This window comes from Streptomyces sp. NPDC044061 (assembly GCF_056434305.1).
Genome location: NZ_JBWKFL010000018.1, coordinates 17,677 through 40,731, shown reverse-complemented (window position 1 = coordinate 40,731; position 23,055 = coordinate 17,677). Strand labels below are relative to the sequence as shown.

Here is a 23,055-nt window from a genome sequence, read left to right as displayed (position 1 = left end):
GACATTGTGCCGGGCCGCCCGGCGTCGCCGCCCCGGCGTCCCAATCGCCGGACCGGTCCTAACTCCTGCGCTGCGAGCGCCACACCAGGAAGAGGGCCGAGGCCACGGCCGCGCCCCGGACCACCCAGGGCCAGGTCTCGGCCAGGGCGTCGTTCATGTGGCCCTGGGCGATGGGGGTGCCCCAGCGGCCGTTGTCACGGCCCCAGAGCCAGACCAGACCGGCCGCGAGCGCGAGAGAGGGCACGCCCAGCACCGCCCACTTGGTCTCCGCCGGGGTCAGCCGCCGCGAGCCGTAGGCGATCAGCCAGCCGAGGAGCAGCGCGAACCAGTTGCCGAGCACCGCACCGGCGACCAGGGCGGCCGCGGCCAGCAGCAGAAGGGGGTTGGTCCAGCCGGCGGCCGGGCTGGGGAGCAGACGGCGGGGCGCGCCTGCCGGGGCCGTGCGCGTGAAGAGGCGGCGGCGCGGGGCGGCGGGCCGCCCGGTCGCCTCCGGCGGCTCCTCCGGCTCGGGCCCGGGCTTCTCCTCCGTCTCCTTCGCGGGGCGTTTGAGCAGGTCGGGGATCTCCACCCCTCCGACGAACCCCGGTACGGCGTCACCGGCCGCCGACCCGAACGGGCTGCCCTCCACCCGCCACCAGTCGGGTTCCAGGGCGCTGTCCCCCAGCTCGTGGGCGGCGGCGAGGTGCGGCGGGGCCGGAGCGTCCTGCCGGGCGGCTGTCTCGTGTTCGGCGGGGCGCGGTCGCGGTACGACCCTGCGCAGCCCCTTCGGCCGGTCCGGCGGCTCCGGGGAAGCGGGCTGCACGGGCACGGAGGCGGTCCGCGGCTGGGGGGCGCCCGCGCTGCCGCCGGCGGCCTCGACCACCTCGTCCGGAGTGCCCAGCCGCTCCAGGATGCGGCGCACGGCGGCGGGACTGTCCACCGGCGCCTTGGCCCGGCGCCGGTCGATCTCGTTCCGCAGCTCCGACACCAGCCGCATGCGGGCGGCCGACGGCAGCTGCCGCTGCTGAGCGACGTCCCCGACGCGGCTCAGATACTCGTAGACGACCTGGTCGCTCTCGATCCCCACGAAACCCCTCCGGGGCAGCGGTGGTGAAACCCCGTCGGACGAAGGTACCGCGTGCGTGCCCCCACACGGGTCCGGGCCGGGCCCGCGCGGGCGGGCCCTCCTACAACACCCCTTCGTCCGGCCGCCCTCCGGGTACCGTGGGCAGGATGAGCAGCGCCCACACACCTCCGTCGGCTCCCCGCTCCCTCGCGGAATCGCTCCGCGCGCGGGACGACGTCTCGCTGGCCGCGCTCCTGCGCAGCCGACCCGATCTCATCACCCCGGTCCCCACCGACCTCACCCAGCTGGCCACCCGCGCCGGCACCCGCGCCTCGGTGCTGCGCGCGCTGGAGCGTCTCGACCGGTTCGCACTGCAGACCGCGGAGGCCCTGGCCGTGGCCCCGGAGCCGGCCTCGTACGGGACGCTGCTCGGTCTGATGGCGGGGGACGCCGGAGACGAGAGCGTCGCCGCCGCGCTGCCCCGTGCCGTCGCCACCCTGCGCGAGCAGGCTCTGGTGTGGGGCGACGACGAACGGCTGCGGCTGGTGCGCACCGCGCGGGAGCTGCTCGCGCCGACCCCGCAGCACCCCTCACCGACCGGGCTCGGCCCGACCGTGCAGGAGGCCGGCGCGGGCATGTCCCCAGGGCGGATCCAGGAGATCGTCGCCACCGCGGGGCTGGCCTCGACGCACGACTCGGTCTCCGCCGCGACCGCGCTCGCCGCCCTGTTCGCCGACCGGAAGGGCATGGCCGCGCTGCTCGCCGGGGCCCCGGAGGCCTCCCTCGAGGTGCTCTCCCGACTGGTGTGGGGACCGCCGTACGGGCAGGTCACCGCGGATCCGGCCGCCCACCTGCGCTGGCTGCTGGACCGGGGCCTGCTGCTGCCCACGGCACCCGGCACGGTCGTCCTGCCCCGCGAGGTCGCCCTGCACCTGCGCGAGGGCCTCGCGCACCGCGCACCCGAGCCGCTGCCGCCCGCCGTCGAACCGGCCGCGACCCACGCTCCCCAGGTGGTGGACGCCACCGCGGCCGGGCAGGCGTACACCGCGCTGGCCACCGTCGAGGAGCTGCTGAAGGACTGGGACGAGGGCGGTCCGGCCGTGCTGCGGGCGGGCGGGCTCAGCGTGCGGGACCTGAAGCGGACCGCCGTCGCCCTCGACGTGTCCGAGCCGGTGGCCGCCTTCTGGGTCGAGCTGGCGTACGCGGCCGGCCTGCTCGCCTCCGACGGCGAGGCCGACGAACGGTACGCCGCCACCCCCGCCTACGACGAGTGGCTGGAACGGCCCCCCGCCGAGCGCTGGTCCCGGCTCGCCGAGGCCTGGCTGGCGGCCACCCGGACCTCGGGGCTGGTCGGCGGACGGGACGCGAAGGACCGCACGCTGTCCGCGCTGGGCCCGGGCCTCGACCGGTCCGCCGCGTCCGAGGTACGGCACCGGGTGCTGACCCTGCTGGCCGGGCTGCCGGCGGGCGCGGCGCCGACGGTCGAGTCGGTGCTGGCGAGGCTGCGCTGGGAACGGCCGCTGCGCGGCCAACAGCGCGAGGGCGACGACGACCTGCGCTCCCGGCTCGCCCGCTGGACCCTCTCGGAGGCGGAGATGCTCGGTGTCACCGGGCGGGGCGTGCTGTCCGCACACGGGCGGGCGCTGCTCGGTGCCCCGTCCGGGGCACCGGCCGGGGCCGGCTCCCCGGAGCCCTCGGGCCCCGGCGACAAGCTTCCGGTGCACCACCGCCCGGTCGCACCCGTCGAACCGCTGCCGTCCGTCGAGCAGTCCGTCGCCACGGCGGCCGCCGTCCGGCTCCTCGCGCCCCTGCTGCCCGAACCCCTGGACCACGTGCTGCTGCAGGCCGACCTGACGGCGGTGGCCCCCGGCCCGCTGCGACGTCCGCTCGCGGACATGCTCGGGGTCCTCGCGGACGTCGAGTCCAAGGGCGGGGCGACCGTCTACCGCTTCACCCCGGCCTCGGTCCGCCGTGCCCTGGACGCCGGCCGGACCGCCGCCGACCTGCACGCCTTCCTCACCGCGCACTCCCGGACGCCCGTCCCGCAGCCGCTGGCGTACCTGATCGACGACGTGGCACGCAAGCACGGCCATCTGCGGGTGGGCGCGGCCTCGGCGTACGTGCGCTGCGACGACGACGCCCTGCTGAACGAGATCCTCGCCGACAAGCGGGCGCCCGCCCTGGGGCTGCGCCGTCTGGCCCCGACCGTGCTCGCCGCCCAGTCGGACCCGGCCACGCTGCTGGAGGGTCTGCGCGCGATGGGCTTCGCGCCCGCCGCCGAGTCCGCCGAGGGTGATGTGCTCGTCGCCCGGGCCCATGCCCACCGCACCCCGCCGCGCACCGCGCCCGAGCCGGTGCCGGACGGCCCGCCGCCGCCCGACGCCACGCTGCTGACGGCCGCGATCCGCGCGATCCGGGCCGGCGACCTGGCCGCGACGGCCCCGCGCAAGCCGTCGGGCAGCCGGTCGACCGGCGGGGAGCTGCCGCGCACCTCGTCCGCCGAGACGCTGGCCACCATGCAGGCCGCCGTGCTGACCGGCGAGTCCCTGTGGATCGGCTACGTCAACGCCGAGGGCACCGCCAGCCAGCGGGTGATCGCCCCGATCCGCGTCGAGGGCGGCTTCGTGACGGCGTACGACCACACGGCCGACGAGGTACGGACGTACCCGCTGCACCGCGTCACGGGCGTGGCGGAGCTGGCGGAGGACTAGGGCCTTTCTTTCCGGATCGGGCCGGTCCCGAGCCGCGGAGCCTCCTGGCCGACCTCAGCGCGCGGAGGAGGGAGTCGACGCGGTGGGGGTGCCCCCGCGCGAGCGAGGCCGAGCGTCGGGAGTCGGCGCGTGATGACAACGCCGCACATACGCGTGCCTGGCCCCGCGCCTCCGGCAAGAGACAGGTCCTACAGGGGCTAGCAGTCCTAGCAGTCCTTGACCGGGGCGTTCGCGGGCAGGCCGAAGTGCCTGCGGGCGGCGGTCTCCAGGTCGGGTACCGGGTCCGCGGGGCCGGGCTCGGCGAAGAGGCCGAAGTGGTCCGCCACCCACTTCCCGGAACCGCCGCCGTCCGGCGCCTCCTCCCGGGACACCACGCGATAGCCGCCGTCCGTGTCCCGCTTCAGGCGCACCACCTGCGGGACGTCGGCGCCGGAGCACTCCACGAGAGCGCCCTCGCGCACCCCGTACTCCATGCACAACGTGGTCACGCCCGCCCGTACGACGCCGTCCTTCTCATCGAGGTCCCGTGCCTTCGCCCCGCAGAACCACTGCGCCCGGAGAGCGGGCTGCGTCTCCCCGTACCCGCTGCCCTTGGAGTCGGCCACCAGCCGGGCCTCGATCACCGGCCGCACCTCGCCCCACAGGTGCTCGTCGACGCCCGCCGAACGCACCACCCACACCCCGGTCGCCACCAGCACCGCCGTGGCCCCCAGGCCGGTCCCCCACCTGCGTACCGACATCGCCCCGAGCTCCCTCCCGGACCGCGCCCCACGCGCCGTTCCCCCGGTTGAAGACCCGCGCCGCAGGCACATGGTTGCAGCGCCCCGCCCTGATCATCCGCCGGTAGGGCACACTGGACGTTTGGCCGTGCCGAAGGGAAGTGCGTAGGTGAACGGACCGCTGATCGTCCAGTCGGACAAGACCCTGCTGCTCGAGGTGGACCACGAGCGGGCCGACGACTGCCGTCGGTCCATCGCGCCCTTCGCCGAGCTGGAGCGGGCCCCCGAGCACATCCACACCTACCGGGTCACCCCGCTCGGCCTGTGGAACGCGCGCGCCGCCGGGCACGACGCCGAGCAGGTCGTGGACGCGCTGGTGCAGTACAGCCGCTACCCCGTGCCGCACGCGCTGCTCGTGGACATCGCCGAGACGATGGACCGGTACGGGCGGCTCACCCTCACCAAGCACCCCGCGCACGGGCTCGTCCTCAGCACCACCGACCGGCCGGTGCTGGAGGAGGTGCTGAAGTCCAAGCGGATCGCCCCGCTGGTCGGCGCCCGGATCGACCCGGACACCGTCGCCGTGCACCCCTCCGAGCGCGGCCAGATCAAGCAGACGCTGCTGAAGCTGGGCTGGCCGGCCGAGGACCTCGCCGGGTACGTGGACGGCGAGGCCCATCCGATCGAGCTGCTCGAGGACGGCTGGGCGCTGCGTCCGTACCAGAAGCAGGCCGTCGAGAACTTCTGGCACGGCGGCAGCGGTGTGGTGGTCCTCCCCTGCGGCGCCGGAAAGACGCTGGTGGGCGCCGGGTCCATGGCCCAGGCGAAGTCCACCACCCTCATCCTCGTCACCAACACCGTCTCCGCCCGGCAGTGGAAGCACGAGCTGGTGAAGCGGACCTCGCTGACCGAGGACGAGATCGGCGAGTACAGCGGGACGAGGAAGGAGATCCGCCCCGTCACCATCGCCACCTACCAGGTGCTGACGACCAAGCGGAAGGGCGTCTACCCGCACCTCGAACTCTTCGACTCCCGGGACTGGGGCCTGATCGTCTACGACGAGGTGCACCTGCTGCCCGCGCCCGTCTTCAAGTTCACCGCCGACCTGCAGGCGCGCCGCCGCCTCGGCCTGACCGCGACCCTCGTCCGCGAGGACGGCCGCGAGTCCGACGTGTTCTCCCTCATCGGGCCGAAGCGGTTCGACGCGCCGTGGAAGGAGATCGAGGCGCAGGGCTACATCGCGCCCGCCGACTGTGTCGAGGTCCGCGTCAACCTGACCGACTCCGAGCGGCTGGCGTACGCGACGGCCGAGACGGAGGAGAAGTACCGCTTCTGTGCCACCACCGACACCAAGCGGAAGGTCACGGAGGCGATCGTCCGCCGGTTCGCCGGACAGCAGATCCTCGTCATCGGCCAGTACATCGACCAGCTGGACGAGCTGGGCGAGCATCTGAACGCACCGGTGATCAAGGGTGAGACGTCCAACGCGCAGCGCGAGAAGCTCTTCGACGCGTTCCGCGAGGGAGAGATCAGCGTGCTGGTCGTCTCCAAGGTCGCCAACTTCTCCATCGACCTGCCCGAGGCCACGGTCGCCGTCCAGGTGTCCGGCACCTTCGGCTCGCGCCAGGAGGAGGCCCAGCGCCTCGGCCGCGTGCTGCGTCCCAAGGCCGACGGCCACCAGGCCCACTTCTACTCGGTCGTCGCCCGCGACACGATCGACCAGGACTTCGCCGCCCACCGCCAGCGCTTCCTGGCCGAGCAGGGCTACGCCTACCGGATCGTGGACGCGGACGAGATCCTGGCCGAGGGCACCGGCTGAGAGGACGGCGGCCGCAGCGCCGCCGCTGCCAGCAGCGCCAGGACCAGCAACGGGTACGGCGAGGCAAGTGGCTGCTGCCACCAGGCGAGGTGCAGGTCCCGGCCGCCCTCGTGCGGGAGCAGCCACATCGTGCGGGCGGAGAAGAGTGCCGCCGTGAGGGCCGCGAGCCGAAGCCGGCCCTCGGCCAGGAGCACCGCGAGGAGCGGCACGCACCACACCCAGTGGTGGGACCAGCTGATCGGGGAGGTCAGCAGGGCCGCGCCGGCGGCCAGGAGGATGCCGTGCCGCTCCTCACCCGCGCGGGCCGCCAGATACAGGCCGGCCGTTCCCACGACCGCCGCCGGGAGCGCCCAGGCCGGACCCGGGGCGGGGTCGTGGAGGACTCGGGCGATCAGGCCCTGCAGGGACTGGTTGTCCACGATCCACGCCTTGCCCACCCTCCCGGTCTCGTACAGGCGCCGGGTCCAGAAGTCGGCGCTCGCGACGGGCAGGAGCAGGAAGCCGAGCAGCACCGTCCCGGCGAAGCCGGCCACCGCCGTGGCCGCCTCCCGGAAGCGGCCGCGCAGAAGCAGATACGCCACGAACACCGCCGGGGTGAGCTTGATCCCGGTCGCCAGGCCGAGCGCCAGGCCCTTGGTGCGGGCGCCGGACGGGCGGGTCAGGTCCCACAGCACCAGGCAGGTGACAGCGAGGTTGATCTGGCCGAAGAGGAGCGTCTGGAAGACCGGTTCGAGCCAGAGGACGAGGGCGGTGGCCGTGCAGAGCAGCGGCGGGGACAGCCGGGCGGCGGGGTCGGCCAGCCGGGCGGAGAGGGCGACGAGGCCGGCGAGCAGGAGCGCGTTGCCCGCCAGGAACGCCGCCTTCAGTGCCGGGACGGTGAGCCAGGTCGTGGGGACGAAGAGGATCGCCGCGAACGGCGGATAGGTCGCCGGGAGCCGCCACTCGGTGACCGTGAAGTCGTACAGGTCGCCGCCGTGGAACACGGCCGCGCCCTCGGCCCGGTAGACCAGCAGGTCGGCCATCTGGGCCCGTTGGAGGACGCACAGGAAGGTGAAGGAACAGAGGGAGACCGCGAGGAAAAGGAAGGACACCACCGTCCGTTTCGGCACGGAAGCGACCCTATGCGGTCACTTACGACGTACGCCCGCCTCCTCGCCGTACTCACCGAGGATCACGACACCGAACGCGGCCTCCACGAACACCTTGACGGCACGCAGGGCGTTGCCCAGGAGGTGGTGACGGGGGCCGTCCACGACGGCGGTGGCCCCGGAGGGCGGCCGGACAGGACCTGGATGGATGGTTGCTGCGCTCATGTCTTCATAGTCGCTCTCGCACGGCGTGGTCGGCATCGGTCTCCAGGGCCAGACTCTCGGCCCTTCGCGTACCCCTCCGGGCGGAGCGCTCCCCCTACGCCGGTCGGCTTCGTCCCCTAGGGGCCCGGTCCGGAATCGTGGCCGGCGTCCGAGTACGCCCCTCGGATCCCTCCCACGCCCCCCCTTTCCGATCGGGGTGTCCCCGCCGGACCGGCGTCCACCAGGAAACGTTCCTTCGGCACACGCCACCGGCACCTGCGAGGTGCGGGCAGCCACCGGAGAGGCTCCCGTTCAGCGCTCGAACGCTCCACCAATGGAAAGATTTTGCAGACAGTACGACCGTTTTCCCGGGCCTTGCCGTGCCACTCCGCTCCCCGGCTAGCTGGTGACACGCCGCCCTCGATGGGCGGAGAGATCCCGTAGGGAGAACAGGTCATGAAGAAGGCTTACGAAGCACCGACCCTCGTCCGTCTGGGTTCCTTCCGGAAGGAGACCGGGCTCCTGCAGCGGCACGGCAACGACCGTCTCATCCTGAGCAAGAACTGAACGGCGGACGAGCGACGGTCTCCGTCTCGACGTCATGACTGATCTGCACGCAAGTGCGGGGACGGGCCACGGCGACGCGCACTTCGCGGTCTTCGCCGACCGCGCGGACGCGGCGGCCGTGGCCCGCTCCTTCGCCCGTCCCGGCACACGCAGCCTCGCACACCCCTCGGGCCGGCCCTGGCTCGTCGGCCACTGGCACGACCAGGAGATCGTGAGCGCACATGTCGGTCCCGCCGCGCTCGCCCTCGTCGGCTGTGTCACCGTCGACGGCGAGGAACTGGAACGGGTCGCCCGTTCACTGCGCGATCTCGCCGCACTGGACGCGTGGGCCCGTTCACTGCCCGGCAGCTGCCATCTCGTCGCCGCCCTCGACGGACGGATCCGGGTGCAGGGCACGGCCTCCGGCCTCCGACTCGTCTTTCACGCCCTGGTGCGCGGCAGCCGGGTGGCCGCGACGCGGGCGGACGTCTTGGCCGCCGCACTCGGTGCCGAGCCGGCGCCGGAACGTCTGGCCGTGCGGCTGCTCTGGCCCGTTCCGCACCCCCTGCTCGACGAGCCGCTGTGGCCCGAGGTCACCGCGGTCGCCCCGCACGAGGCGCTGATGCTCGCGCCGGACGGACGAGGCGCACGCCATACCCGGTGGTGGACGCCCCCGGAACCGGTCGTCCCGCTGCGCACGGGCGCTCCCCTGGTCCGCGAGGCCCTCGGTGAGGCCGTCGCCGCCCGCACCCGGCACGGCGGCACGGTCAGCTGCGACCTCTCCGGCGGTCTCGACTCGACCTCCGTCTGCTTCCTCGCCGACCGCTCACCGGCCCACGTCGTCGCCTCCACCTGGCCCGGACGCGACCCCGCCGACACGGACCTGCACTGGGCGAGGCGGGCCGCGGCCGCCCTGCCGGACGTCGAGCACGTCGTCTGGGACGCCGAGGCCTCTCCCCTCGTCTACGACGGACTGCTCGCCATCGACGACGTACTGGACGAGCCCACCATCGGCGTCATGGACCGCGCGCGCGTCCTGCACCACCTGCCGGCGATGGCCGAACGGGGCAGCCGGGTGCACCTGACGGGCATCGGCGGCGACCACGTGGCCTGGTGCTCCGAGGCGTACTACCACCGACTGGCCCGGCGCCGCCCGCTGTTCGCGCTGCGGCAGTTGCGCGGCTTCAAGGCGCTGTGGCAGTGGCCGCTCGGCCCCATGCTGGGCGCCCTGGCCGACTCACGGCCCTACGGCACCTGGCTGGCCGACACGGAGAATCGGGTGCGCGAGCCGCTGCCGCCGACGGTGGCCACCAGCCTCGGCTGGGGCATGCCGCCCCGCCTGTTCGAGTGGGTGAGCCCGCAGGCGGAGCACCTGGCCCGTGCTGCGCTGCGCACGGCCGCCCGGCGGACGCAGCCTCTGCACCCCGACCGGGGACTCCACGCCGACCTGGAACAGATCCGCAACTGCACCCGCATCATCCGGCAGTGGGACCACATGGCGGCCCGCTGCGGGCTGCCCATGGCCTCGCCGTTCCTCGACGACCGGGTCATCGAGGCCGCCCTCGCGGTCCGCCCCGACGAACGCGTCTCGCCCTGGCAGTACAAGCCGCTGCTGACCGCCGCCATGCGCGGCATCGTGCCCGAGGAGTGCCTGCGCCGGACCACCAAGGCCAGCGCCTCGATGGACGCGGCCGACGGGCTGCGCGAGCACCGCGGCGACCTCATGGCGCTGTGGGAGGACTCGCGGCTGGAACGGATGGGGCTGGTGGACGGTGCCGCGCTGCGCCGCCTGGCCGAGCGCCCCGCCACCCGGCACCTGCGGGAGGCGGTCCTGTACTCGACCATCTCGGTCGAGGTGTGGCTGCGCGCGCTCGGCCGTACGACGCACGACGCGCGGAACTGACCCGGGATCACAGGCGGGAACAGAGACACGGACTGCAAGAGGGACAAGAAAGACAAGAGAGACAAGAGAGACAAGAGAGAAAGGAAAGCCGTCATGGCATTGCGGTTCGGTGCCGACGTCTGCACCGCGAAGACCGACTACGGCACAGTCCTCCTCGACCAGCGCTCCGGCGAGTACTGGGAGCTGAACCCGACCGCGACCCTGGTGGTCGACACGCTCATGGAGGGCGGCGACGAAGCGGACGCGGCGGCCGCCGTCACGCAGGCGTTCGACGTCGACCCCGAGCAGGCACACGCCGACGTCACCGCGCTGGTGCAGCAGCTGCGTTCCGGCGGGCTGGCCGAATGACGACGCCCAGTGCCCTGGAGCGGCCGCGCGGGGTTCCCCTCGGCCGCCGGCTCGTGGCCCGCGTGGTCCTCGCCCCGGCCGTCGTCCTCTCGCTGTTGCCGCCGCGCCACATCCGCGCGGTCCTCGGCCTGCTCCGGCGCGGCGCCGCCCCGGCGACCGCGGCACAGGCCCGGCGCGCCCGCGACGCCGTGTGCGCGGTGAGCCTGCGCTGCGCCGGGCCCAAGGGCTGCCTGCCCCGCTCCCTCGGTGCCGCCCTCCTGTGCCGCGTCGGCGGCACGTGGCCGACCTGGTGCACGGGGGTACGCGTCGTACCGCCGTTCACCGCACACGCCTGGATCGAGGCGGAGGGCCGACTGGTGGGCGAGGACATGCCCGACGGCTACTTCGCCCGGCTGATCTCCATCGGTCCGATGCCCCGATGACGACGAGCGACGAACGCCTCGGGGCCGCCGAGCACACCGCCGGCGGGCCGTCCGGGACGGCCGCGCAGGACGCGAGCGGCGAGCGGGCCGCGGAGGGCACGGACCGGTCCACGCGGGCCGCGATCATCGCCGTCCACCGGCTCACCGCCCGGCACCGCGGTGCGATCGCCCTGGCCACCGCGCTGACCCTCGTGGCGTCCGCGCTGGGGCTCGCACAGCCGTTGCTGGCCAGGCGGGTGGTGGACGCGAGCAGCGGGCAGCAGCCCGTGTGGCCGCCACTGCTGTTGCTCGCCGCCCTGTTCGCCGCCGAGGCCGCCACCGGCGCCGCCGGCCGGTTCCTGCTCGAGCGGATGGGCGAAGGCGTCGTACGGCAGCTGCGCCACGACCTGGTGGGGCGGCTGCTGCGCCTGGAGATGCGGGAGTACCACCGGCAGCGCGGCGGTGACCTGATCGCGCGGGTGACCGCCGACACCACCCTGCTGCGCGAGGTGGTCGCCCAGGCGCTGGTCGACCTGGTCACCGGGGCCCTGGTCGCCACCGGCGCGCTGGCCCTCATGGGGTGGATCGACCCTCTGCTGCTGCTGCTCGTCACGGCGACCGTGGCCACCGCCGCGGTCGTGGTCGCCGTGCTGCTCCGGGGCATCCGCAGCGCCTCGGAGCGCATGCAGTCGTCCGTCGGCGCCGTCGCCGCCGAACTCGAACGGGCCCTGGGGGCCCTGTCCATGGTCCGGGTGTACCGCGCCGAGCAGCGTGAGGCGGTCCGCATCGGCGCCCGCGTCGACGAGGCCTGCGCCGCCGGGGTGCGTACCGCGAAGTTCGCCGCGGTCATGAGCTCGGCCGTCGAACTCGCCGTCCAGGGTTCCTTCCTCCTGGTCCTCGTCGTCGGGGGCCTGCGCGTGCACGGCCACGGTCACTCCCTGGGCGATCTGGTCGCGTTCCTGCTGTACGCCTCCTACCTCGTCGTACCCCTGTCGTCGGTGTTCCGCGCGGCCGGTCTGATCCAGCGGGGCATGGGCGCCCACCTGCGTGTCCAGCAGATCCTGCACCTGCCCGTGGAGCCCGGCGGCCCGGCGGGCCCACCCCTCGGGCACGCGTCCGCGCACGTACCGGCGCTCGCGCTGGACGACGTCCACTTCGCCTACCACCCGGAACGGCCGGTGCTGCGCGGGGTCTCCTTCACCGTGCCCCGGCATCGGCAGGTCGCCCTCGTCGGGCTCTCCGGGGCGGGCAAGAGCACGGTGTTCGCGCTGATCGCCCGGTTCCACGAACCCGACGCTGGCGTGCTCCGCTTCCACGGGCGCCCCACCACGGAACTCGACCGCGCCACCTGCCGGGCCCAACTCGCGATCGTGGACCAGAACAGCCATGTCGTCCGCGGCACGCTCCACGACAACATCACCTACGGCCGGCCGGACGCCACCGAGGACGAGGTGCGCCGGGTTCTCCGGCTGGCCCGGCTGGAGCAGGTGGCGGAGCGGCTGCCCGGCGGCCTGTACGGCACCGTCGGTGAACACGGCGCCACCATGTCGGGCGGCGAGCGGCAGCGCGTCGCCCTGGCCCGCGCCCTGCTCACCCGCCCGGCGCTGCTGCTCCTCGACGAACCCACCTCCCACCTCGACGCCCTCAACGAGGCCGCGCTCACCGCCGCGCTGAAGGACATCACCCGGGAGTGCGCGGTCCTCGTCATCGCGCACCGGCTCTCCACGGTCCAGCACGCGGACCGGATCGTCGTCCTGCACGAGGGCCGCGTCACCGCCTGCGGACGCCATGAGGAACTGCTCACCGCCAGCTCGGTGTACCGGCGGCTGGCGGAGGCCCAGATGGTCCGGCCCGCGGGTGCCTCCACGAATAATTCGTTGGCCCGTCCCCAGCGCCTCGTCTAAAATCTCCGCTCTTGCCCGCCTCCCTCCAGCGGAGTGCCGCCGCCCGCACGGAAACCGGGCGGCTCGGTCATGCCCCAGTCATGGCCCCGTGATGGAACAGCTGATTCCGGAGGCACCCCCTTGTCCACGTCCGCCCGCCCGCCGCTCGACGACCCCCTCGCCCGGGAGCGCTCGCACCTCACCGCCTCCCGCTCCGCCCTGCGCGCCATGCGCGAGGACGTCGAGGCACTGGACATCCAGGACGTCACCGCGAACTGGGTCAACGCCGCGGTGCTCGCCCACCAGATCGAGGAGCGCATCAAGGCGCTGGCCGACCTGAGCGACACCCCCCTCTTCTTCGGGCGGCTCGACTACCTGCACGCACCGGGCGCCCAGCAGGCCGAGGGGGCGGAGGGGGAGAGGTTCTACATCGGGCGGCGGCACGTGCACGACGCCGACGGCGACCCGATGGTCATCGACTGGCGCGCCCCGGTCTCGCAGCCGTTCTACCGCGCCTCCAAGAAGGACCCGATGGACATCGGGCTGCGCCGCCGCTTCGGCTACACCGGCGGCGACCTGACCGCGTACGAGGACGAGCACCTGTCCGACCCGGCGGATCCGTCGGGGGCTGCCACCACGAGCAAGCTGCTCCAGCAGGAGATCGAGCGGCCGCGCGTCGGTCCGATGCGGGACATCGTGGCGACCATCCAGCCGGAGCAGGACGAGATCGTCCGCAGCGGTCTCGGCGGCACCGTCTGTGTGCAGGGAGGCCCGGGCACCGGGAAGACGGCCGTCGGCCTGCACCGCGTCGCCTATCTGCTGTACGCCCACCGGGAGCGGCTCGCCCGCACCGGCACCCTCGTCATCGGGCCGAACCGGTCCTTCCTGCACTACATCGAGCAAGTCCTCCCGGCGCTGGGCGAGTTGACCGTGCAGCAGGCGACGGTGGACGACCTGGTCGGGCATGTGGAGGTGCGCGGCGCGGACGACGCGGCGGCCGCGATCGTCAAGGGCGACGCCCGGATGGCCGAGGTGCTGCGCCGGGCCCTGTACTCCCACGTGACCATGCCCATCGAGCCGGTCATGGTGGTGCGCGGCTCGCGACGCTGGCGGGTGCCGGCCTACGAACTGGAGGAGATCGTCCGCGAGTTGCTGGACCGGGACATCCGCTACGGCGCCGCGCGCGAGGCACTGCCGCAGCGGATCGCGCACGCGGTGCTGGTGCAGATGGAGCGGGCCGGGGAGGCACCGGACGACCGGGTGCAGGACTCGGTCGCCCGCAACAGCGCGGTGAAGGCGGCCGTGAAGGCGGTCTGGCCGGCCGTGGACCCGGCGAAGCTGGTGTTGCGCCTGCTGACGGAGGCCGAGTTCCTCGCCGAGCACGCCGAGGGGATCCTGGACGAGGACGAGCGGAAGACGGTCCTGTGGGCCAAGCAGGTGCGCAGCGTGAAGTCGGCGAAGTGGTCGGCCGCGGACGCGGTGCTGATCGACGAGGCGACCGACCTGATCCAGCGCACCCACTCGCTCGGCCATGTCGTCCTCGACGAGGCGCAGGACCTCTCCCCCATGCAGTACCGGGCCGTCGGCCGCCGCTGCACCACCGGCAGCGCGACCGTCCTCGGCGACCTGGCGCAGGGCACCACGCCCTGGGCGACCCGGAGCTGGGACGAGGCGCTGGCCCACCTCGGCAAGCGCGAGGGGCTCATCGAGGAGCTGACCGCCGGTTTCCGCGTCCCCACGGACGTCATCACCTACGCCTCCCGCCTCCTGCCCCATATCGCGCCCGGCCTCACCCCGGTCGCCTCGGTCCGTGAGAACCCCGGCTTCTTCGAGGTCCGTACCACTACGGAGACGGCCGCGGTGGTCGCCGCCTGCGAGGAGCTGCTGCGCAACGAGGGTTCGACGGGCCTGATCGCGGCGGACGCCCGCGTGCCGGCACTCGCCGAGGCCCTGTCCGCCGCCGGGATCGGCCATCTCGCCCCGGGTGAGGAGACGACGCGCGAGACCCGGCTGACCCTCGTCCCGGCGTCTTTGGCCAAGGGCCTGGAGTACGACTACGTCGTGCTGGACGAGCCGCAGGCGGTGGTCGACGGCGAACCGGACGAACGGACGGGACTGCGCCGGCTGTACGTGGCCCTGACCCGAGCGGTGTCCGGACTGATCGTGACGCACACGGCGCCCCTGCCGGCGCAGCTCGCCGACTAGGGCGCTGTGGCGTTCCGCCCGCAGGGGCTGGTGGGAAGGGCTAGGCCGGGCTGAGCGCGGGCCGGACGGCATCCCCGTCGAGCACGGACCGCCACTGTGCGACCGCCGTCGCCGAGACGGGCCCCCGCCACCCGTCGGGGCGGGCCGCCCCGCCGATGTGGAACGCCTCGATCCCGCCGGCCCGCAGCCGCTGCACATGATCGAGGCGCAGTCCGCCGCCCACCATGATCTGCTGCTCGTAACCGGGCTTCCCGGCGAGCGCCGCCTCGGCGACCAGCGTGGGCAGTCCCTCGTCCACGCCGTCGGCGGCCCCCGCCGTCAGGTAGGTGTCCAGGCCGGGCATGCCGGCGAGCTGCCGGCGCAGGGCGTCACGGTCGGCGGTGCGGTCGATCGCCCGGTGGAAGGTCCAGTGGCAGCCCTCCAGCGCGCCCACGAGCCGCCGCACCGCGGCCAGGTCCGCCCCGCCCCCGGCGTCCAGGAAGCCGAGCACGAACTGGTCGGCGCCCGCGTCGCGCATCTCGTGCGCCACCCGGACCAGCCGGTCGACCTCCTCGGGGTCTCCCGCCGCGAACCCGTCCACCAGCCGGAGCATCACGCGCAGGTCGATGTCGACGGCGGCCCGGATCCCGGCGACGGTGGCGGCCGCCGGGGTGAGCCCGTCGGCGGCCATGTCGGTGACCAGCTCCAGACGATCCGCGCCTCCCGCCTGGGCAGCGACCGCGTCCTCGACATCGAGGGCGATCACCTCCAGGACCGCACGCTTGCTCATGGCACCCCATTCATCCGCGACTACAGGTCTAGTCCAATCCAAGACTACGCCCGTGCGGCTGTGCCGCTCACCCGAAGATGTTCAGTTCCCCCGCCTCCACCCCCGCGAGCTCGTACGCGGCCCCGTCCAGGGGCCGCCCCGCGTACAGCCGGACGAGCGTGGCGGCGTCGCCGATGAACCGGGCCGGCGGGCCACCGGCGGCCACGGCGCCCAGCCGCAGCGGCTCGTCCATGTCGTCGAGGTCGGCGTGCAGCGGCACGTGCCCCTTCTCCCGGGTGACGCGGACCAGCAGCGTCAGCGCGTCCGGCAGCCCGGCACCCTCGTACGCCCCCGGCGTCCCGAGCACGTCCCGCACGTCACCGGCGTGCACCCACTCGCCCAGGGCGATCACGTCCAGCACCCCGCCCGCCTTGGCGATCACCGGCCCGGCCTCGGACATCCCGCGCTCCAGCTCGTCGACGACCTGCGCGTTCGTCCACCCGGCGCGCTCGGCGACGTCCCGGTCGTTGGACTCGGGCGAGAACACCCCCTTCTCGAACCGGCTCCCCACCACCCGCATCAGCGCGGCCGAGCAGTGCGCCAGCACATCCCGCACGGTCCACCCCGGACACGCGGTGGTCGGCAGCGCGAAGTCCGCGTCCGCGCGCGACCGCAGCAGCGGTATCAGGGCGTCCCGCTCGACGCGCAGCAGCCGGCCGGGGAGTTCGGGGTCGCGTGGTACGTCGTGTACGTCAGTCATGGGCCCCAAGCTAGGTGCGTGTCCGGCGCACGTCACGAAGGAATCGCCACCCGCCACGGACGAACGGGAGAATGAGCGCATGGCCGACCTCGACGCCCTGCGCCTCCGATTCGCCCGTGCCCTGGAAGGAGCCCGCGCCCCCGGCGCCGGCCCCGATCCCGCCCCCTACGCCGACAACCTGCTCGCCCGCTGGCAGGAGCCGCAGCGCCGCTACCACACGCTCGCCCACCTCACCGCGGTCCTCGACCACGTCGACGTACTGGAGAAGTACGCGGCCGACCCGGACGTCGTACGCCTGGCCGCCTGGTTCCACGACGCGGTCTACCTGCCGGACCGCTCGGAGAACGAGGAGCGGTCCGCGCACCTCGCCGAGCGCGCGCTGCCGGAGGCCGGGGTGCCGGCGGCGAAGACGGAGGAGGTGGCCCGCCTGGTCCGGCTCACCGTCACCCACGACCCGGCCGCCGACGACCGCGACGGCCAGGTCCTGTGCGACGCCGACCTGGCGGTCCTCGCGGCACCTCCGTCGGCGTACGCCGTCTACACCGCCGAGGTCCGCGAGGAGTACCACTTCGTACCCGGCGACGCCTTCCGCGAGGGCCGCTCGGCGATCCTGCGCCAACTCCTCGACCTGCCCCGCCTGTTCCACACCCCGTACGGCCAGGAGCGCTGGGAGCCGACCGCCCGCTACAACCTCGCGTCCGAGCTGGAAATGCTGTCGACCTGACGGGGTCACGGCCCTAGGGTTCGCCCATGCGATCGATGAACGGGGACGATGTGATCGAGGCCGTCGAGGGCTGCGTGGCGGCACTCGGCACGGCGGCGGAGCGGGACTGGAAGGGCGTCAGGGCCGGGCGGCTGGAGTGGAGTTGCCGCGAGGCCGCCGAGCACATCGCGAGCGACATGATCGGCTACGCGGGCCGGCTGGTCACGGGGGCCCAGGGCCGCCTGCCCTTCGACGTCGCCGTCGCCGAGGACGCCGACAACGCGGGCGTCCTGGACGTGATCCGGTCGACCGGCACCCTGCTCGCCGCCACCGTCCGGGCCGCCCCGCGCGGGGTCCGCGCCTTCCACCCGTACCCGTTCGGCAGCGCCGACCGCGAGGGCTTCGCCGCGATGGGTGTCGCCGAGGTACTGCTGCACACCCATGACATCGCCGAGGGCCTCGGGATCGCCTACGAGCCGTCCGAGGAACTCGCCGAGTCCGTCCTGACCTGGCTCTTCCCGCACGTCCAGCCCGGCCCCGCGGCCTGGCAGACCCTGCTGTGGGCGACCGGCCGCGGCGAGCTGCCCGGCCGTGCCCCGGTCACCGAGTGGCACTGGCAGAACAACCTGGTCATCCCCGCCGAACGCGTCACGCTGACCGGCATCCGCCCGGCCGCCGCCCGCGATCTGCGCGTCGGCGGCGACGGCGGTTTCGAGTGGATCGAGGGTGGCCCGTACGAGGGCACGCGGGAGGCCGCCGGCTTCCTGGTGAAGGCGTACGAAGGGGGCGTGCACCGCCCCGAGTTCGGTGTCTTCGCCCTCGTACGGAACGAGGACGGCCGCGCGGTCGGCGGCATCGGCTTCCACGGCGCCCCGGACGAGGACGGCCGCGTGGAGATCGGCTACGACCTCGTCGAGGGCGCCCGCGGCCAGGGCTACGCCACCGAGGCCGTGCGCACACTGGTGCGGTGGGCGCTGGCCCGGGACGACGTCCGTTCGCTGTTCGCGACCGTCGCACGGGAGAACAGCGCCTCCCAGGCGGTGCTCACCCGGGTCGGGTTCGTCCAGGTGAGTGAGGACGGCGAGGAGGGCGAGGAACTGGCCTACGAACTGCGCCGCTGAGCGAGTCCCTTGGGCCGGCGCAGCCCGGAGGCCCGCAGCAGCCGCACCACCTCGCGGCTGCTGACCTCCACCGCCCCGGCGGCCACCGCGTCCGCGTGCCGGTGCGACGGAAGGTCGTAGTGGTCGCGCTCGAAGGCCCGCCGGGGCACGCCCAACGCCGCGGCGAAAAGGTGCAGTTCGTCGTACGAGACGTCGCTCACCAGATGCGACCACATGCGTCCGTGGCCCGGCCAGGACGGCGGGTCGATGTACACCGTCACAGGCGCCTCACGAGGACCGCGCCCCGCCCGAGGCCTGCCCCAGCGAGCCCACCGCGGCCACCTTCACGCCCGACTCGTGGCACACCCAGTGCGGGTCGGACCCCAGTTCCGGCTCCACGTCCAGCGCGTGCGGGTCGCCCGAGCCGCACACCGGGCACAGCGGCCAGCGGCCGTACCGCTCCAGCAACGCGTCCTGCACGTCCTGCGCGATCAGCCCGGCGAGGTAGTCGGCGCCGTCCGGCCACTGCTCGACCCACCAGCGCCGCTGCACCACGGAGTCCTCGACCAGCGAGACCACGTCGGCCTCGGCGACGCCGCCCGCCACCAGGTCGGCGAGCACCAGCGCGCGGGCGGCGTGCAGCGCCTGCTCAAGAGGTGTTAGGGACTGCATGGTCCCATTGTGCGCACTCTTGACCTCGACACCGAACCGAAAATATCTTTCATTGGTGACCCAGGATGTGAAGGAAATTTTCGGAGGCCCCGGGGGCTCGCTCGCCGCGAAGGTGCGCACCCTCGCCCCTTCCATGACCCGGTCCATGCAGCGGGTCGCCGAGGCGGTCGCGAGCGACCCGGCCGGCTGCGCCGCCCTGACGGTCACCGGCCTGGCCGAACTGACCGGCACCAGCGAGGCGACGGTCGTACGGACCGCCCGCCTGCTCGGCTACCCCGGCTACCGCGACCTGCGGCTCGCCCTCGCCGGACTGGCCGCGCAGCAGCAGTCGGGCCGCGCACCCGCGATCACGACGGACATCGCGGTGGACGATCCCATCGCCGACGTCGTCGCCAAACTCGCCTACGAGGAGCAGCAGACCCTCGCCGACACGGCCGCCGGACTCGACACCGCCCAGCTGAGCGCCGCCGTCACCGCGCTGGCCGGCGCCCGCCGCACCGACGTGTACGGCATAGGCGCCTCCGGTCTGGTCGCCCAGGACCTCACGCAGAAGCTCCTGCGGATAGGGCTCATAGCCCACGCGCACAGCGATCCGCATCTCGCGGTGACCAACGCGGTGCAGCTCCGTTCGGGTGACGTGGCGATCGCCATCACCCACTCCGGTTCGACCGGGGACGTCATCGAGCCGCTGCGTGTCGCGTTCGAGCACGGGGCGACGACGGTGGCCATCACCGGCCGACCCGACTCGCCGGTGACGCAGTACGCCGACCACGTACTGACCACGTCGACCTCCCGGGAGACCGAGCTGCGGCCCGCCGCGATGTCCTCACGGACGAGTCAACTCCTCGTGGTCGACTGCCTGTTCGTGGGGGTGGCGCAGCGGACCTACGAAAGCGCGGCGCCCGCGCTGGCGGCGTCCTACGAGGCGCTGGCACACCGGCACCGCACCAGCCCCAGGTGAGTTCAGAGCACGCGAATCGGAGAGAGCCACCCCCCATGACCTCCCATGACCTGCGCAACGAGTTGGAGTCCCTGACCACCGAAGCCTTCCGGCCCGATCTCGCCGAGATCGACCGGCTGCCGACCCTCGAGATCGCGCGGCTGATGAACGGCGAGGACGCGGGTGTGCCCGCCGCCGTCTCCGCGCGGCTGCCGGAGATCGCCGCCGCCATCGACGCCGTCGCCGAGCGGATGGCGCGCGGGGGGCGCCTGGTGTACGCGGGTGCCGGCACCGCCGGGCGGCTCGGGGTGCTCGACGCCTCCGAGTGCCCGCCCACCTTCAACACCGACCCGGCACAGGTCGTCGGCCTGATCGCGGGCGGCCCGGAGGCCATGGTCACCTCGGTCGAGGGCGCCGAGGACTCCAGGAAGCTGGCCCGCCGGGACCTCGAGGCGCTCAAGCTCGGCCCGGACGACACCGTCGTCGGGATCTCCGCCTCCGGCCGCACCCCGTACGCCATCGGCGCGGTCGAGTACGCCCGGGCGCTCGGCGCGCTGACCGTCGGGCTGGCCTGCAACGAGCGCAGCGCGCTCGCCGCCGCGGCCGAGCACGGCATCGAGGTCGTCGTCGGCCCCGAACTGATCACCGGCTCTACGCGGCTGAAGGCGGGCACGGCCCAGAAGCTGGTGCTCAACATGCTGTCGACGATCACGATGATCCGCCTGGGCAAGACCTACGGGAACCTGATGGTCGACGTCCGCTCCTCCAACGACAAGCTGCGGGCCCGCTCCCGCCGTATCGTCGCGCTGGCCACGGGAGCCCCCGACGAGGAGATCGAGAAGGCGCTCACCGAGTCGGGCGGCGAGGTGAAGAACGCCATCCTGGCCGTCCTCGCCGGCGTCGACGGCCCGACGGCCGCCCGCCTTCTGGAGGAGTCCGGCGGCCATCTGCGTGCCGCGCTGGCGGTCGCGGGCTCCTGACCCGCACGCTCGAGGCGTGCACAACGACCACGCCTTCACCGCGGCCGCCGTCCTCGCCCGGGTCGGCGGCCCCGCGAACGTCACGTCCGTCGCCCACTGCATGACCCGCCTCCGGCTGGAGTTCGCCGATCCGGGGGCGGTGGACGAGGAGGCGCTGCGGGCGCTGCCCGGGGTGCTGGGGGTGGTGGCGGCGGGGGTGTCGTACCAGATCGTGCTCGGGCCGGGAGCGGTCGACGCGGTCACGGCGGAGGTCTCGGCACGTGTGGCGGCCGGGACCGTCGCGGCCGTGCCGGCCGGGGCCGGCGCGGCGGAGGCGGCCACCGGTGGCGCCGTGCCCGGCGTGGGCGCGGACGTCGCTGCCGGAGCGGCGGCAGGAACGGGCGCCGGTCGGACAGCCCGGTCCACAGCGGGTCCCCGGCCGGGCGGCGCCGGCCCGCTCAGGGCCGCCCTGCGACGGATCGCGGCCGTCTTCGTGCCGCTCATCCCCGCCCTGATCGGCTGCGGTGTCCTGGCCGGGTTCAACGGGCTGCTGGTGAACGCCGGGTGGCTGCCCGGCCTGACCCCCGCCCTGGCCGCCGTCGCCTCCGGCTTCATGGCCCTGATCTCCGTGTTCGTCGGATACAACACGGCGCGTGAGTTCGGCGGCACGCCGGTGCTGGGCGGCGCGGTGGCCGCGGTCGTCGTCCACCCGGGCGTGGCGAAGGTGACGGCGTTCGGAATGCATCTGGCGCCGGGCCAGGGTGGCGTGCTCGGCGCGCTCGCGGCGGCCCTGCTGGCGACTCGGGTGGAGAAGTGGTGCCGGGGCCGGGTGCCGGGAGCGCTGGACGTCCTCCTCACCCCGACGGTGACCGTCCTCGTCTCCGGCCTGGTCACGCTGTACGGCCTGATGTACGCGGCCGGCGTGGTCGCCTCGGCCATCGGCACGGCGGCGAACTGGCTGCTGGCCACGACCGGGGCCGCGGCCGGGCTGGTCCTCGGCGGTCTGTTCCTGCCGCTCGTCATGCTGGGCCTGCACCAGGCCCTGATCCCGATTCACACCACCCTCATCGAGCAGCAGGGCTACACGGTCCTGCTCCCCCTGCTCGCCATGGCGGGCGCGGGCCAGGTGGGCGCGGCACTCGCGGTGTACGTCCGTCTGCGCCACGACGTCTCTCTGCGTACGACGATCAGATCGGCACTCCCGGCAGGGCTGCTGGGCGTGGGCGAGCCGCTGATCTACGGGGTGTCCCTGCCGCTGGGCCGCCCGTTCGTGACTGCGTGCGCGGGCGGGGCGGCCGGCGGGGCCTTCGTCGGGTTCTTCGCGATGCTCGGGGACAAGGTGGGGGCGACGGCCATCGGCCCGTCGGGCTGGGCCCTGTTCCCGCTGCTGGCGGGCAACAGGGGCCCCGGGGTCACGGCGGCCGTCTACGGGGGCGGTCTGCTCACCGGGTACGCCGTGGGGTTCGCGGCGACGTACTTCTTCGGCTTCGCCCGCCGCTCCCGGGTGGCCGCGTCGGCGTGACGCGGCACCGGGACGGTTCATGGCCCAGGGCATGCTGAAGACGCTCCCGACCAGCGCGGCCCGGAAGGCGCGCCGCCGCCCTGGCCGCGAACGCGTGCGGCGAGGAGATCTCGTCCACCAAGGCGGCTGAACGGCGGCAGCACATCGGCTCGTTCCGGGGCACACGTCCACCCCGGCCGCCCGGGGCGCTACCGTCGAACGATGAACCACGCCCAGCTCACCGCCCTAGGCCGGGCTCTCCGGGTGCTCGGGGAGCACGGGGAGTCGCTCACGGCCGACACCCCGGACGCGCGGTTGCACGAGATCAAGGCCGATCTGCGGCGCGCCCTCGACCTGCTCGAGGAGAGCGTCGAGGGCGGCGCTGCCACGACCCGGTGCCCCGAGCACCCGCACGGGCCCGTCGACGAGAGCGCCCCCGACCTGTGCCTGCTCTGCGAGACCCGGCGCCGGGCCGCCCGGCGGTCGGAGTTCCAGGGCGGCAGGCCCCGTACCACGGAGGCGCCCTCCTCCGGCCCTTCCCGCTACGGCGTCCGTGCCGACCGGCCCCAGCCCCAGCAGCGGTGGCTGCCGGAGGCGTGGAACGGCCGCGAGTGGCAGCTGTGCGGGACGCCCCGGCGGGACCGGCGCGAGGCCGAGGCGTACCTGGCCGCCCAGCGCCGCGGGTCCCGGCCCGCCATGGCGTACCGGCTCGTGCACGAGTTCACCGACTACGAGGTGCTGCGGATCTGGGGCACTCCGGTCCAGGTCGACATCGAGCCCATGGGCAACCTCTAGGCGGG

22 protein-coding genes are annotated in these 23,055 nt (G+C 73.9%); 14 read left to right on the top strand and 8 right to left on the bottom strand.

Going from position 1 to position 23,055, the window contains the following annotated elements; genetic code table 11:
- Positions 1 to 58 precede the first annotated feature (58 nt).
- Entirely contained in the window at positions 59 to 1,066 is a 1,008-nt protein-coding gene (locus tag AC07CM_RS28080) for a hypothetical protein (RefSeq protein ID WP_478879221.1), read from the bottom strand.
- A 146-nt stretch (positions 1,067 to 1,212) separates the two neighbouring features.
- On the opposite strand from AC07CM_RS28080, the gene AC07CM_RS28075 reads away from it, so the two are divergent.
- Entirely contained in the window at positions 1,213 to 3,756 is a 2,544-nt protein-coding gene (locus AC07CM_RS28075; protein WP_478879220.1) for a helicase-associated domain-containing protein, read from the top strand.
- 206 nt (positions 3,757 to 3,962) lie between these two features.
- On the opposite strand, the gene AC07CM_RS28070 is transcribed toward AC07CM_RS28075, so the two are convergent.
- A complete protein-coding gene (locus AC07CM_RS28070) occupies positions 3,963 to 4,496 on the bottom strand; it encodes a hypothetical protein (RefSeq protein WP_478879219.1) in 534 nt (177 codons plus the stop codon).
- Positions 4,497 to 4,644: 148 nt separating this feature from the next.
- Between AC07CM_RS28070 and AC07CM_RS28065 the strand changes: the two genes are divergently transcribed.
- Positions 4,645 to 6,294 carry a DNA repair helicase XPB gene (locus AC07CM_RS28065; protein WP_478879218.1) on the top strand — a complete coding sequence of 550 codons (1,650 nt, stop codon included), beginning with the start codon at positions 4,645 to 4,647 and terminating at the stop codon, positions 6,292 to 6,294.
- Here AC07CM_RS28065 and AC07CM_RS28060 read toward each other — a convergent pair.
- The gene (locus AC07CM_RS28060) at positions 6,246 to 7,316 is read right to left on the bottom strand and encodes a glycosyltransferase 87 family protein (RefSeq protein ID WP_478879387.1); all 1,071 of its coding nucleotides are present in this window, start codon (positions 7,314 to 7,316) and stop codon (positions 6,246 to 6,248) included. The genes AC07CM_RS28065 and AC07CM_RS28060 overlap by 49 nt on opposite strands.
- A 105-nt stretch (positions 7,317 to 7,421) precedes the next feature.
- Complete coding sequence (locus AC07CM_RS28055; protein ID WP_478879217.1) at positions 7,422 to 7,607, bottom strand: hypothetical protein; 186 nt, start codon at positions 7,605 to 7,607, stop codon at positions 7,422 to 7,424.
- 435 nt (positions 7,608 to 8,042) lie between these two features.
- Between AC07CM_RS28055 and AC07CM_RS28050 the strand changes: the two genes are divergently transcribed.
- The 6 genes from AC07CM_RS28050 to AC07CM_RS28025 all read left to right on the top strand — a co-directional run bounded on the left by AC07CM_RS28050 (position 8,043) and on the right by AC07CM_RS28025 (position 14,872).
- Positions 8,043 to 8,153, top strand: coding sequence for a keywimysin-related RiPP (locus AC07CM_RS28050; protein ID WP_228624525.1), 111 nt, complete (start codon positions 8,043 to 8,045; stop codon positions 8,151 to 8,153).
- Between the two features lie 34 nt (positions 8,154 to 8,187).
- Complete coding sequence (locus tag AC07CM_RS28045; RefSeq protein ID WP_478879216.1) at positions 8,188 to 10,035, top strand: lasso peptide isopeptide bond-forming cyclase; 1,848 nt, start codon at positions 8,188 to 8,190, stop codon at positions 10,033 to 10,035.
- Between the two features lie 93 nt (positions 10,036 to 10,128).
- A complete protein-coding gene (locus tag AC07CM_RS28040; protein WP_478879215.1) occupies positions 10,129 to 10,383 on the top strand; it encodes a lasso peptide biosynthesis PqqD family chaperone in 255 nt (84 codons plus the stop codon).
- Complete coding sequence (locus tag AC07CM_RS28035) at positions 10,380 to 10,805, top strand: lasso peptide biosynthesis B2 protein (RefSeq protein ID WP_478879214.1); 426 nt, start codon at positions 10,380 to 10,382, stop codon at positions 10,803 to 10,805. Before AC07CM_RS28040 ends, AC07CM_RS28035 begins: the two co-directional genes overlap by 4 nt.
- Positions 10,802 to 12,688 (top strand): ABC transporter ATP-binding protein, encoded by a 1,887-nt coding sequence (locus AC07CM_RS28030; protein ID WP_478879213.1) that lies wholly within the window; start codon positions 10,802 to 10,804, stop codon positions 12,686 to 12,688. The genes AC07CM_RS28035 and AC07CM_RS28030 overlap by 4 nt, the downstream gene beginning before the upstream one ends.
- A 120-nt stretch (positions 12,689 to 12,808) precedes the next feature.
- Positions 12,809 to 14,872: a HelD family protein gene (locus tag AC07CM_RS28025; protein WP_478879212.1), complete on the top strand. Its 2,064-nt coding sequence runs from the start codon at positions 12,809 to 12,811 to the stop codon at positions 14,870 to 14,872.
- Between the two features lie 40 nt (positions 14,873 to 14,912).
- Here the strand turns inward: AC07CM_RS28025 and AC07CM_RS28020 are convergent, their stop codons facing one another.
- Together AC07CM_RS28020 and AC07CM_RS28015 are read right to left on the bottom strand one after the other, a co-directional pair.
- Positions 14,913 to 15,641, bottom strand: a complete 729-nt coding sequence (locus tag AC07CM_RS28020) for a copper homeostasis protein CutC (RefSeq protein ID WP_478879211.1) — start codon at positions 15,639 to 15,641, stop codon at positions 14,913 to 14,915.
- 67 nt (positions 15,642 to 15,708) lie between these two features.
- Positions 15,709 to 16,380, bottom strand: a complete 672-nt coding sequence (locus tag AC07CM_RS28015; protein WP_478879210.1) for a maleylpyruvate isomerase family mycothiol-dependent enzyme — start codon at positions 16,378 to 16,380, stop codon at positions 15,709 to 15,711.
- Between the two features lie 79 nt (positions 16,381 to 16,459).
- On the opposite strand from AC07CM_RS28015, the gene AC07CM_RS28010 reads away from it, so the two are divergent.
- Together AC07CM_RS28010 and AC07CM_RS28005 are read left to right on the top strand one after the other, a co-directional pair.
- On the top strand, positions 16,460 to 17,104 hold the full coding sequence (locus AC07CM_RS28010; RefSeq protein ID WP_478879209.1) for an HD domain-containing protein: 645 nt from the start codon (positions 16,460 to 16,462) through the stop codon (positions 17,102 to 17,104).
- Between the two features lie 26 nt (positions 17,105 to 17,130).
- Positions 17,131 to 18,204 (top strand): GNAT family N-acetyltransferase, encoded by a 1,074-nt coding sequence (locus tag AC07CM_RS28005; protein ID WP_478879208.1) that lies wholly within the window; start codon positions 17,131 to 17,133, stop codon positions 18,202 to 18,204.
- Here AC07CM_RS28005 and AC07CM_RS28000 read toward each other — a convergent pair.
- The gene (locus tag AC07CM_RS28000; RefSeq protein ID WP_478879207.1) at positions 18,186 to 18,464 is read right to left on the bottom strand and encodes a DUF4031 domain-containing protein; all 279 of its coding nucleotides are present in this window, start codon (positions 18,462 to 18,464) and stop codon (positions 18,186 to 18,188) included. The genes AC07CM_RS28005 and AC07CM_RS28000 overlap by 19 nt on opposite strands.
- A gap of 7 nt (positions 18,465 to 18,471) precedes the next feature.
- Entirely contained in the window at positions 18,472 to 18,855 is a 384-nt protein-coding gene (locus tag AC07CM_RS27995; RefSeq protein ID WP_478879206.1) for a hypothetical protein, read from the bottom strand.
- 55 nt (positions 18,856 to 18,910) lie between these two features.
- Here AC07CM_RS27995 and AC07CM_RS27990 point away from each other — a divergent pair, with 55 nt between their 5' ends.
- The 4 genes from AC07CM_RS27990 (at position 18,911) to AC07CM_RS27975 (ending at position 23,050) form a co-directional block, all read left to right on the top strand.
- Positions 18,911 to 19,816 (top strand): MurR/RpiR family transcriptional regulator, encoded by a 906-nt coding sequence (locus tag AC07CM_RS27990; RefSeq protein WP_478879205.1) that lies wholly within the window; start codon positions 18,911 to 18,913, stop codon positions 19,814 to 19,816.
- Positions 19,817 to 19,851: 35 nt separating this feature from the next.
- Positions 19,852 to 20,775 (top strand): N-acetylmuramic acid 6-phosphate etherase, encoded by a 924-nt coding sequence (gene murQ / locus AC07CM_RS27985; protein WP_478879204.1) that lies wholly within the window; start codon positions 19,852 to 19,854, stop codon positions 20,773 to 20,775.
- A 16-nt stretch (positions 20,776 to 20,791) separates the two neighbouring features.
- A complete protein-coding gene (locus tag AC07CM_RS27980; RefSeq protein ID WP_478879203.1) occupies positions 20,792 to 22,276 on the top strand; it encodes a PTS transporter subunit EIIC in 1,485 nt (494 codons plus the stop codon).
- Positions 22,277 to 22,477: 201 nt separating this feature from the next.
- A complete protein-coding gene (locus AC07CM_RS27975) occupies positions 22,478 to 23,050 on the top strand; it encodes a hypothetical protein (RefSeq protein ID WP_478879202.1) in 573 nt (190 codons plus the stop codon).
- Positions 23,051 to 23,055: the final 5 nt, after the last annotated feature.